This is a genomic window from Caldovatus aquaticus (genome assembly GCF_019458025.1).
GTDB classification, from domain to species: domain Bacteria; phylum Pseudomonadota; class Alphaproteobacteria; order Acetobacterales; family Acetobacteraceae; genus Caldovatus; species Caldovatus aquaticus.
The window spans coordinates 1-10,226 of record NZ_JAHZUY010000085.1 but is presented as its reverse complement, the minus strand read 5'-3'; the positions used below and the strand labels follow the sequence as shown (position 1 = coordinate 10,226).

General features: G+C 74.3%; 10 protein-coding genes and 1 pseudogene. 2 read left to right on the top strand and 9 right to left on the bottom strand.

Annotated features, from left to right (window positions below):
• From K1J50_RS17635 to K1J50_RS19335, 7 genes and pseudogenes are all read right to left on the bottom strand, one after another.
• Positions 1 to 1,304 (bottom strand): annotated as a pseudogene (locus K1J50_RS17635) (prohead protease/major capsid protein fusion protein); the annotation flags it as partial.
• Positions 1,305 to 1,353: 49 nt separating this feature from the next.
• Positions 1,354 to 2,841, bottom strand: a complete 1,488-nt coding sequence (locus K1J50_RS17630) for a phage portal protein (RefSeq protein WP_369413639.1) — start codon at positions 2,839 to 2,841, stop codon at positions 1,354 to 1,356.
• Positions 2,838 to 3,074, bottom strand: a complete 237-nt coding sequence (locus K1J50_RS17625; protein ID WP_220119068.1) for a phage head-tail joining protein — start codon at positions 3,072 to 3,074, stop codon at positions 2,838 to 2,840. The genes K1J50_RS17630 and K1J50_RS17625 overlap by 4 nt, the downstream gene beginning before the upstream one ends.
• Positions 3,074 to 3,682, bottom strand: coding sequence for a hypothetical protein (locus tag K1J50_RS17620; protein ID WP_220119067.1), 609 nt, complete (start codon positions 3,680 to 3,682; stop codon positions 3,074 to 3,076). Before K1J50_RS17620 ends, K1J50_RS17625 begins: the two co-directional genes overlap by 1 nt.
• Positions 3,679 to 4,032, bottom strand: coding sequence for a hypothetical protein (locus K1J50_RS17615; RefSeq protein WP_135471021.1), 354 nt, complete (start codon positions 4,030 to 4,032; stop codon positions 3,679 to 3,681). The genes K1J50_RS17620 and K1J50_RS17615 overlap by 4 nt, the downstream gene beginning before the upstream one ends.
• Positions 4,033 to 4,046: 14 nt before the next feature.
• Complete coding sequence (locus tag K1J50_RS17610; protein ID WP_220119066.1) at positions 4,047 to 6,017, bottom strand: phage terminase large subunit family protein; 1,971 nt, start codon at positions 6,015 to 6,017, stop codon at positions 4,047 to 4,049.
• Positions 6,017 to 6,604 (bottom strand): elements of external origin, encoded by a 588-nt coding sequence (locus K1J50_RS19335; RefSeq protein ID WP_255575423.1) that lies wholly within the window; start codon positions 6,602 to 6,604, stop codon positions 6,017 to 6,019. Before K1J50_RS19335 ends, K1J50_RS17610 begins: the two co-directional genes overlap by 1 nt.
• 113 nt (positions 6,605 to 6,717) lie before the next feature.
• On the opposite strand from K1J50_RS19335, the gene K1J50_RS17600 reads away from it, so the two are divergent.
• The gene (locus K1J50_RS17600) at positions 6,718 to 6,942 is read left to right on the top strand and encodes a hypothetical protein (protein WP_027285540.1); all 225 of its coding nucleotides are present in this window, start codon (positions 6,718 to 6,720) and stop codon (positions 6,940 to 6,942) included.
• Positions 6,943 to 7,043: 101 nt separating this feature from the next.
• Positions 7,044 to 7,868 carry a DUF3489 domain-containing protein gene (locus tag K1J50_RS19330; protein WP_255575422.1) on the top strand — a complete coding sequence of 275 codons (825 nt, stop codon included), beginning with the start codon at positions 7,044 to 7,046 and terminating at the stop codon, positions 7,866 to 7,868.
• A gap of 20 nt (positions 7,869 to 7,888) precedes the next feature.
• Here K1J50_RS19330 and K1J50_RS17590 read toward each other — a convergent pair whose 3' ends face one another.
• On the bottom strand, positions 7,889 to 9,157 hold the full coding sequence (locus K1J50_RS17590) for a site-specific DNA-methyltransferase (protein WP_220119065.1): 1,269 nt from the start codon (positions 9,155 to 9,157) through the stop codon (positions 7,889 to 7,891).
• On the bottom strand, positions 9,147 to 10,226 hold a 1,080-nt coding region (locus K1J50_RS17585; RefSeq protein ID WP_220119064.1), incomplete at its 5' end, for a DNA-methyltransferase. The genes K1J50_RS17590 and K1J50_RS17585, both read right to left, overlap by 11 nt.

Genomic DNA, 10,226 nt, shown 5'->3' with positions numbered 1-10,226 from the left:
GCGGCGAGCAGCATCTTGTTCGCGGCGGCGGAGAGCAGGGCCGGGAAGTCGGAGCTGGTGTGGAAGGCGCGCTCGGCGAGCAGGGTCGGGTTGCGGGGCACGCTCCGCTCGCCGCGGGCGCGCAGCAGCTCGCCGATCATGTCGGAGGGGCGCCAGCCGAGGAACTCGGCGTGGCGGCCCGAGCCCTGGGGCTGGTAGCCGGGCATGGCGCGGGCGGCGAGCGCCTCGGCCATGGCGTCGAGGATCTGCGCCGGGTCGTCGTGGCCGGGGCCGGTTTCGGGGCGAGCGGGGATGGACGGGCGCGGCCCCTGTGCCACCAGGGCATCGAACAGGGCGCGGCGGGCCTCATCGCCGGTCCAGCCGGCCGTGATGGCCTCGGCACGGATCGGGGTGATGCGCTCGGGCGGGAGCAGGGCGCGGGCGGCCTCCACGGCGGCGTCGATGCCGGCGATGCGTTCGCGCTCGGCGCGGCTCGCCTCGGCGCGCACGGCATCGAGATCGGGCGGTGCGACCGCTGCGGGCGCGGCGCGGCTGGGTTCTGGGCTGGTGGTCACGGTGGTCTCCTGGGGCGGGGTGGGCGGCGCCGACGGCGCGGGAACGTCCCGGGCGGCCGGCGCGGCCGGGGTCTCCGGCGTCGTCTCGGGCATGGTGGTGTCCTCGTCAGGCAGGGCGGGTTCGATCGCGATGGCGGGCGCGCCCTGCGGCCCCTCGCCACGCACTGCGGCATCCCGATCCACCGGGACCGGCACGACGGAGATCTCGAAGGGCTCCCAATCCACCGCGCGGTGGACGGTCTCGCCGGTGGCGGGGTCGGCCCGCGGCTCGTAGCGGTGCACGCGGTAGCCGACGCTCACCGCCCGCAGCGTGCCGTCGGCGATGCGCTGCCAGACCGGCTCGACGTCCGCGGCCGTGCTGAACTGCAGCGTGGCGTAGCCGCGGCCGCGCTCGAGGCGGGCGGCGGTGACGCGACCCAGCACATCCCTGGCTCCACCGCGGCGGTGGGTGTCGAGCACCGGGGCGCGGCCGGAGCGGAGTGTCTCGATGCGCACCGCGTTGGGCGACATCTCCAGCTCCTCGGTGATCAGGCCGAGGGAGGGGACGAAGTTGCGGGCGCGGGCGCCGGTGGACCACACCACCTCGACGGTGCGCCCGGCGCGATCCACGGTGGCGGGCGCGGTGATGGCGCGCTGCGCGACGATCGACTGCCCCGGGGTGTGAACGGGCGCGACCGGGGCCGGTCGATCGGGCGCAACATCCTGGTCCGGCGCAGGGTCTCCCCCGCCCGGTTCGGTGGTCTCGGTCATGTGGATATCCCTGGGGAAAAGCCTGGGACGATCTGTGGACAGGCGACGCTCAGCCCGGCTCCGCCTGGCTCGCAGTCGGCTGGCGCAGTGGAGCCGCCGCCCCCGTCGCGGCGATCTCGACGGCGGCCATCTGGGCGGCGTCCTGGGCCGCGCCGGACTTCGCGACCCGGCGCGGATCGGTGTCGAGCGCGAGGCCGGCATCATCCAGCAGCGCGTTGGCCTCGCGGATCATTTCCACCGCCGCGCGGAAGTCGTAGCCGAAGGCACCGGCCGCCTCCGGCTGCGGCACGAAGCCGGCGCGCACCTGGGCGATCAGCGCCGCGGTATCCTTGAGCGGGTCGATCATCTCATGCGCCGGCGGCACGTGGCTGACGCCCCCCGGCATCTCGGCGCCCCACAGCCCGAGCAGGGCGCCCTGGGCGTGGAACCGCTCGGCGATCGGGCGGACCAGCATCGGGATCAGCATGCCGTACTGCACCTGCTCGCAGAGGCGGCGGAACTCGATCTTGCCGGCGCGGAGGGACGAGTAGTTGGCCTGCGTCAGGTCGCCGGAGACCTGGTCATAGGTCAGGCCGGTGCCAACCGCGGCCGCCTCGAGCGCCCGCCGCGCAAAGGCAGCGTGCGATCCGCCCCCGCTCGGGTTCACCACCTCCACGCTGCCCATGCCGCGGCGGTAGAGGATCATCCCCGGCTCGAAGCTCTCGACCGCGCGGCCCTGGGCGTCCCGCAGCAGGCCCGCCGCGGCGCCGGTCAGCGCCTCGTCGCCCTCCTCGGTCACCACCGCGGCGAGGCAGGCCTCGATCTTGGCCTTCATCAGCAGCGCCGCCTCGTAGTCGCCGAGGTCGCGCAGGCGCAGCAGGATGGGCGCGAGCCAGGAGACGTCGCGCAGCTGCCCGGGGCGGCGCTTGCGGTAGACGTGCAGCACGTCGCTGGCCGGGATGCGCTGGCTGTTCTGCCAAGTCGCGCCCGGCAGGATCCAGGCGGCGCCCGGATGCACGCTGTGCAGCCAGTAGCCGATCGGCGCGCAGGTCTCGCCGAGGGCGATGCCCTGGATGGTCGGCACGCCGTCCACCAAACCGTTGCGCGCGGTGTCGAGGTGGTCCGCCTCCAGCACCTGCAGGCGCAGGCCGATCGGGTTGGCAGGCGACGGCGGCGCCAGCAGGAAGCGGACGAAGCACTCGCCGCTCTCGACCACCGCCCGCATCACCAGCGCCTGCAGGCCGTAGAGATCGAGGCGCCCCTCGGCGTCGCAGGCGGTGCCCTCCGCCCAGCGCCGCCAGGTGTCGGCATGGCGCTGGTCCGGCCAGCGGGTGGTGATGCCGGCGCCGACGGCATTGCCGGTCCAGAGATCGACGATGCGGCTGGCGTAGGGGTCGTTGCGGACGGCGTCGCGGGCACGGCGGGCGACCGTCGCGGCAGCCAGACCGATCTCGGCATTGGCGCTGCCGCCGGAGGGCGCCCAGGCGGAAGCGCGGTGGTCCTGCGCCGCGGCGTAGCCGCGCAAGACCTGCCATGCGTCGCGAAGGCGTCGGATCACCCGGTTCTCTCCCGCGAGAATCTGGCCAGCGTCACCGAGGGCCGACGGGCGGCGCTGTTCTCCGCGCCGCACAACACGGCCAGCGCCCGGCCGAGCTCGTCGAGGCTCCGATACTCGACGGTGCGGCCCTCGAAGCTCACGCGCGTGGTGCCGCCGGTGTAGGCAGCGGCGAGGGCGGCGGCACGGCTGCCCGCCGGCTGCGCCAGCGCCCAGGCCAGGACGGAGGGATCCATCAGGCGGCCTGCAGCGTCGGCAGCGGCGCCGCCGCGTTGACGAGATAGGACAGCCCGCTCGGCGGGTTCGGCATGATCGGCGCGCCGGCCTGGTGCGTCAGCGGCGCGAAGAACCCGTTCTCGCTGCCGGCGGCGCCCCCGCCGGCGCCGCCGTCCGCCGCGGCCGAGCCGAGCAGCAGCGTGTTGCCGCCGCTGAACGCCTGGGTGCTGGTGCCGCGCACCGAGGGCGTGCCCGAGAAGCACAGCAGCAGCCACCAGACGCCGGCCGGGATCCAGCGCGGCCGCGCGAAGGGGCAGACCGCACCGCCGGCGGCGGCGGTGTCGGCGTCCGCCAGCGGCTCCTCGATCAGCGCGCCCGGCCGGCCGGCGCCGTTGTCGGCGGCCAAGGCCATGCGCAGGAAACCAGCGGCGCCGGTGGTCACGCTCACCGCCATGGCCGAGAACAGCCCGGGCCGGGCGAGCACGTAGGGCACGCAGTACATGCGGTTGGCCGCCATGGCGACGGCGCCGCCGGCGGCGCGCGCGTGCTGCGAGGCGTAGAACCGCCCCGGGACATAGGGCAGCATCGCCGGGGCGGGCGGCAGGTAGTGCTGGAACAGCGCGGTCATGCGAGCGGCCGGATGCCGAGGGTGATCGGGCGCTCCGCCGCCTGGTCAACCGGCGCCGCGGCGAGGCCGGAGCGCAGCCGCAACCAGCGCCAGCCGAGCAGCAGGGTCGGCGGCAGGGTGAGCGCGCGGCCGGCGGCCACCGTCAGCACCACCTCGTTGCCGAGATGGTCGTGGAGGTCGGCCCAGGCCGCGGGCTCGCCCTCGTCGAGCGAGCCCTGGACGGTGAGCGGCGCGTCGGTCCAGGCAGCGGGCAGCAGCAGCAGGCAGACGCCGTAGCCGACGCTGGCGACCGGCGCGCTCAGCGCCTGGCCGGCGGCGATACTGGTGCGCACGGGCACGATCGCGGTCATCAGGGTCTCCAGGATCAGCGCAACCAGCCGCTGCGCGGCGCGAGCCAACCGCGTGGGCGATGGGTGTCGGGTGCGGCCGGCGAAGGCGACGGGGGAACGACATTCCCGCCGGTGGGAAGTTCGGCTGCCGGCAGTGACATCGCGTCCGCCATCCGCGCCCAGCGACCATCACCCCAGCCATCCATGCCGAGCGCCGCCGCGGCCGCGCGGGCATAGACCCGGCAGTCAAGCGCCTCGTTGCGTTCGCGGGTCTTGACCCACTCCAGCCGGCGAAAGCCATTCCGGCCGGTGCGCGCGACCAGCTGCTCGGCGGTGAGCTGGCGGCAGAACTCCTCGCCCGCAGCGTGGACCGGCAGGTGCACGTAGCCCGGCGGGAAGGGATCGCCGCTCTCCTCCGTCGGCCGGTCGAGCTTCAGCCAGCCATAGGTCTCGGCCTTGAGGAAGGAGGAGCCGACCGGCCAGACCTTCAGCCCGCCGAGCTTCCGCCCGTTCCGACGCACCTCCGTCGCCGCCGGCTGGCCGATGGCGGCGCGCAACCCGTCCTGGCCCTTGACCGCGATGGCCCGGCCCGACCCGGCGCGGCGCACGAAGGCGTAGACCTCCGCCGTGGTCATGCCGTCGCCGCTGTCGATCGCTGCCATGGCGATGGGCAGGCGGTGCCCGCTCTCATGCCGCCAGCTCTCGCCGAGCAGCCGCCGGAGTTCCTCCCAGACCTGCGCCTCGAACGGGTTCCCCGCCAGCACGCGGTGCTCGACCAGCCAGGACTGGCGGTCCTCGCCCCAGGCCCAGACGCTGGCCTCGAGGCGGTCGCGCTGCACGTCCACCCCGGCGGTCAGCAGCAGCCCGCCCATCGGCACGGTGCCCGCGGGCCAGTGCTCGCGGCGGTCGTAGAGCCGCTGCCAGTCCGGCGCCTCGCCGGCCTCCTGCCAGGTCTCGCCCAGCACCGTGTTGCGAAAGGTCTTGATGGCGCGGTCGTCGCCCTGCGCCGCAAGCCAGAGCCGCGCAATCTCGGCCCACGTCATCCAGCCAGGCGGCGAGTAGAGCGCCGAGACATGGAAACCCACAGCGTGCGGGTCCGTCGCGGTGGCGGTGGCCCGCCATTCCCCCGCCGCCAGCATCTGCGCCTTGTGCTGCTCGCCGATCGGCGCGTCGCAGGCCTCGCAGAGATAGCGTGCGGTCTCCGGCTCGCCCTCGTCCCAGACCAGCCGCTCGAAGCGCAGGTGCTGCCGGTGGCCGCAATGCGGGCACGGCACGAAATAGCGCCGCTGGTCGGTCGCCAGATACTCGCGCTCGATCCGTGACAGCCCGGCGATGGTGGGCGTTGAGACCAGCAGCATCTTGCGCCGCCAGCCGAAGGTGCGGGCGCGGGCCTCGGCCAGCGCGATCGGATCGCCCTCGCCCTCGACGTCGCCGGGATAGGCGTCGATCTCGTCGAGGAACAGGAACCGCGCCGACATGGAGCGGAGCCCCACCGCGCTGTTGGCGCCGGTCATCACCAGCTGCCCGCCGGGGAACTCCTTCGAGAGCTGGCGATTGCCGCTGTCGCGGGAGCGGGCCGGCGCCACCCGCTCCCGGATCGCCGGCGTCTCCTCGACCAGCGGGTCGATGCGCTGGTCGGAGAAGCGCTTGGCCAGTTCGGTGGTCGGCTGCACCGCCAGCATCGGCCCGGGCGCGTGGTGGATGACGTAGCCGATCCAGTTGCTGCCGCAGGTGGTGGCGCCGACCTGCGCCCCTTTCATGAACACCACGCGCCGTGCCGGGTGGGAGGGCGACAGCGCGTCCATCACCTCCTTGAGGTAGGGCGTGCGCGCCGTGCGATAGGGCCCCGGCTCGGCGGAGTCGCGCGAGCCCAGCATCCGGTGCCTGTCCGCCCATTCCGAGACCAGCAGGGCCGGCTCCGGCATCATGCCGTCGCGCCAGGCCTGCAGGATCTCGGCGTCGCCGTCGAAGCGGCCGAGCTCGTCGAGGAAGTGCTTTCCTGCCATCAGCCGACGCTCACCCGAACATCGTGCCGGGCCGCGAGATGCTCGCGGAGCCGCGTGTCCATCATGGTCTGCAGCCGATGTGCATCGACGCCGAGCTCGGCTGCCATCTCGGCGGCGACGCGGGCGGGCCAGGCGAGGATGGCGTCCCGCTCCTCCTTGGCGAGGCGGTGCACGAGCAGGAGTGCGCGGGCCTTGTCGACCAGCTTGCCCTTGCGCTCGTCGATGCGAAGCCGGCGCTCCTGCGCCTTGAGCACCTCGTTCGCTGTGCGCGCGTCGTGGAACGTGCTGCCGGCGGCGCGCGGCAGGGGATCGGGCGGAGGCGCAGCGATTGCTGGCGGCGAAACAGGGCGCGGTGCCATCGGCGGGACGGGCGCAGGTTGGGGCGCGGCGAGCGTCGCCGTCTTGCGCGTCGGGTCGCTGCTCTCCGCAAGCCGCGCGCGGGTCTTTGCCACATCCCAGGCGCCGTCCGGCTCGGGCGCGATGCGGCCGGCCCGCTGCGCCTTCTGCAGGGCGGTGTGGGAGACGCCGAGGCGGCGCGCCAGCTCGCGCTGCGAGGCCACGAGGCCCGGCTCGGCGCTGGCGATCATGATGTGATCGAGATCCCTCGAAGATAGCAATCGACGAAGCGCCGATGGCGCTTGGCTCAGCCCCCGCCGCAGCGCGAATGGTCCGTCACGCAATGCGGATGACGGAGACCACGATGACGAAGCGTGAAGCCAACCAGCAGCGGAGCCTCGAAGCCTTCCTCGCCAAGAAGGCGGAGTTCGACGCCCTGCTGGCCGAACTGCAGCAGGCCAGTGTGGACCACTTCGGGGCGGACCCCGAGGCGGTGCTCTGGGGCGAGACCGCCTGGCTCGCGGACGCCACCGCGAAGCTGAAGGACATCGCGGACCAGCACTTCCGCCGAGGCGAATACGCCCGCTGACGCGGCGCGCCTCCCGCACCGCCCCGACCGGGCCGAGCCCGGCGGGGCTCCCGGCAGTAGGGGGCCGAGAGGGTCGGCTCCCGGAACCGGAGACCCCGACGATGAGGCTGACCGACACCCAGCGCACCATCCTCAGCCAGGCGAGCCAGCGCGACGACGGGCTGGCAGTCCCGCCCGAGCGCCTCCCGGCCGCGGCGCGGCAGACGGTGGCGAAGGCCCTGCTGAAGCACGACCTGGTCATCGCGGTGCACCGCCCCGCCTACGACGCGGTCGCGAAGTGGACGGTGGACGGCGACGAGATGCTGCTCAAGATCACCGACGCCGGCCTGCGCGCCATCGGCATCGAGCCGGAGAGCGAGGTGGTCGAAGACATCGAAGCGGCCTTCGACCCGCTCACCGGCACCGCCGGGGCCGCGCCGGTGGCCAACACGGCGACCACGGGCGGGGAGGACACCGCCGGGGCGGATGTCCCCGCCGAGGCCGCCGAACCCGCCCACACCGCGCCCACGCCCGCCCCACGGGCCCGCCTGCGCGACGCTGCCGCGGCCGTGCTCGCCGCCTGGGACGACGACGCCAACCGCGCGATGGACATGGTCAGCGCCCTCGACGGGCCGATGGCGGGCCTGCGCGCCGCCCTGGCGGGGGTCACGCCCGCCCGCGCTCCGCGCGATCCCGCCGCGCCGCGCAAGCCGCGCGCGGGCACCAAGCAGGAGACGGTGCTGGCGATGCTGCGCCGCCCCGAGGGCGCGACGGTGGCGCAGATCGCCGAGGCCACCGGCTGGGCGCCGCACACGGTGCGGGGGTTCTTCGCCGGCCTCAAGAAGCGCCAGGGCATCGCGGTCGAGGTCCTGGAGCGGGTGCGCCAGGTTGGGCCGAACAGGGAGGGCGCCAAGGGCTCCTTCACGATCTACCGCATCGCCACCTGAGCGGGGCAACGCCACGCGGATCACGCCGCCGCCTGCCTGCCGCGGGCGGCGGCGACGTCGTCGAAGACCCGCTCCTCCCCGGCCAGCACCGCGGCCCGGCCCGTGAAGACCTGCCAGCGCCGCACCGCCACATCGACATAGCGGGAGTCGATGTCCATGGCGTAGCAGACCCGCCCCGTGGTCTCCGCGGCGATGATGGTGCTGCCGCTGCCGCAGAAGGGCTCGTAGGCCGCCTCCCCCGGGGCGCTGTTGTTCAAGATCGGCCGGCGCATGCATTCCACGGGCTTCTGCGTGCCGTGCACGGTCGCCGCGTCCTCGTCGCCGCCGGTGCCGATCGGCCAGAGCGTCGCCTGGTCGCGTGCGCCCTGCCAGTGGCCCGTCGCCCCCTTGCGCACGGCGTAGAGGCACGGCTCGTGCTGCCAGTGGTAGTCCCCCCGCCCCAGCACGAAGCGCGGCTTCGCCCAGACGATCTGGCTGCGCACCGCGAAGCCCGCCGCCTCCAGGCTCTCGATCACGGTGCGCGCGTGCACGCCGGCGTGCCAGACGTAGGCGACGTCGCCCGGGAACAGCGCCCAGGCCTCGCGCCAGTCGGCGCGGTCGTCGTTGGCCACCCGGCCGGTGCGCATCGTCGCCGAGACGCCGGCCTCGTTCCGCCACTCAGGGTCGTAGTTCACCCCGTAGGGAGGATCCGTGACCATCAGGTGCGGCCGCGCGCCGCCGAGCAGCCGCGCGACATCGCTGGCCCTGGTGCTGTCGCCGCAGAGCAGCCGGTGCGGGCCGAGGAGCCAGAGGTCGCCGGGCCGGGTGACCGGTTCGGCCGGCGGCTCGGGCGCCGGGACGTCGGGATCGCCGGCGGGCGCCGCCGGCGCGTCGGGCTCCGCCTCGGACAGCAGCCGGTCGAGCGTGGCGCCGTCGAAGCCGATCAGGCCGAGGTCGAACTCGTCGGTGCGCAGGGCGCGCAGCTCGGCGGCGAGCAGGCTCTCGTCCCAGGTCGAGGTCAGCGCCAGCTGGTTGTCGGCGAGGCGATAGGCCCGCGCCTGCGCCTCGGTCAGATGCGACAGGCGGATCGCCGGGACCTCCACGAGGCCGAGCGCCCTGGCGGCCAGGATGCGGCCGTGGCCGGCGATCAGCACACCCGCATCGTCCACCAGCACCGGCACGGTGAAGCCGAACTCGCCGATCGAGGCGGCCAGCTGCGCCACCTGCTCGGGCGGGTGCTGCCGCGCATTCGCCGCATAGGGGACGAGCGAGGCGACCGGCAGCCGCTCCACGCGCAGATCAGGCAGCATGCGCCGCCTCCCCCGCCTGGACGGCGTCGCCCGCACGCGCCGCGGCGACGGCGTCGTAATCGCGCCCGTCGTCGGCCAGCGTCACCGGCAGGTCGGGATGCAGCATGCGCCAGCGGGCGATCGCGAGGTCCACATAGGCCGGCGCGAGCTCGATGGCGCACACCCGGCGCCCGGTCCGCTGGCCGGCGAGGATCGTGGTGCCGGAGCCGGCGAAGGGCTCGAACACGACCTCGCCCTCCTCGGCATAGGCGCGCATCAGGAACTCCGGCAGCGCGACCGGGAAGACCGCCGGGTGCTCGGTCTCGATGCCCCTGGCCTTGTGGCGGGTGATGCGCAGCACGCTGTCGGGGATGCGCATGTCCTGCACCGGCAGGCCGATATGGGTGTAGGCCTTCACCTCGCCGTCGGCGGCGCGCAGGCCGCTGCCCTTGTTGGGCGTGCCGGCCCATTTGCAGGGGACGATCTTGTTCGGCGGACGAGCCTCGCGGTTGAAGTGGAACACCAGCTCGAAGGCGGGTGCCAGCCGGCCGTTCCAATCGCCCGGCAGGCCCGGCCCCTGGTCCCAGGCGTAGAGGGCGAAGCGGCGCCAACCCTGCGCCCGCATCCAGTCGAGCCAGCCTTGCCAGTAGGGCTGCCATTCCCCGTCGCGATGGATCAGGCCGAGGTTCACCAGCACCTGGCCGTCCGGCCGCAGGGCGGCGCCGAGATGCCGGAAGACCCCCTGCATCAGGGCGTCCCAGTCGGACACGCCGCCCGTCGTGTAGGCCCGCTGGTTCCCGTAGGGCGGGGAGGTGAACAGCAGCGCCGCGCGCTCCGTCTCCATCACGCGGGCGACCGAGGCCGCATCGGTGCTGTCGCCGCAGAGCAGCCGGTGCTCGCCGAGCATCCACAGGTCGCCCAGGCGGGTGACCGCCGCACGGGGCGCCACAGCCTCGGCGTCGGCCGGATCCTCGGCCGCCTCGCCCTCCCCCACCCCCTCGTCTGGCGGGTTGCCGGTGGCAACCGTCGGGCTGGCAACCGCCCCGTTGCCAGGCTCGGTTGCCACCGCCTCCAGCCCGGCCAGCAGCCG

Bases quoted from the DNA above. Each gene is read 5' to 3' on its own strand.
- K1J50_RS17625 (WP_220119068.1), bottom strand. From the start codon at position 3,074: ATGGATCCCTCCGTCCTGGCCTGGGCGCTGGCGCAGCCGGCGGGCAGC.
- K1J50_RS17620 (WP_220119067.1), bottom strand. From the start codon at position 3,682: ATGACCGCGCTGTTCCAGCACTACCTGCCGCCCGCCCCGGCGATGCTG.
- K1J50_RS17615 (WP_135471021.1), bottom strand. From the start codon at position 4,032: ATGACCGCGATCGTGCCCGTGCGCACCAGTATCGCCGCCGGCCAGGCG.
- K1J50_RS17610 (WP_220119066.1), bottom strand. From the start codon at position 6,017: ATGGCAGGAAAGCACTTCCTCGACGAGCTCGGCCGCTTCGACGGCGAC.
- K1J50_RS19335 (WP_255575423.1), bottom strand. From the start codon at position 6,604: ATGATCGCCAGCGCCGAGCCGGGCCTCGTGGCCTCGCAGCGCGAGCTG.
- K1J50_RS17600 (WP_027285540.1), top strand. From the start codon at position 6,718: ATGACGAAGCGTGAAGCCAACCAGCAGCGGAGCCTCGAAGCCTTCCTC.
- K1J50_RS19330 (WP_255575422.1), top strand. From the start codon at position 7,044: ATGAGGCTGACCGACACCCAGCGCACCATCCTCAGCCAGGCGAGCCAG.
- K1J50_RS17590 (WP_220119065.1), bottom strand. From the start codon at position 9,157: ATGCTGCCTGATCTGCGCGTGGAGCGGCTGCCGGTCGCCTCGCTCGTC.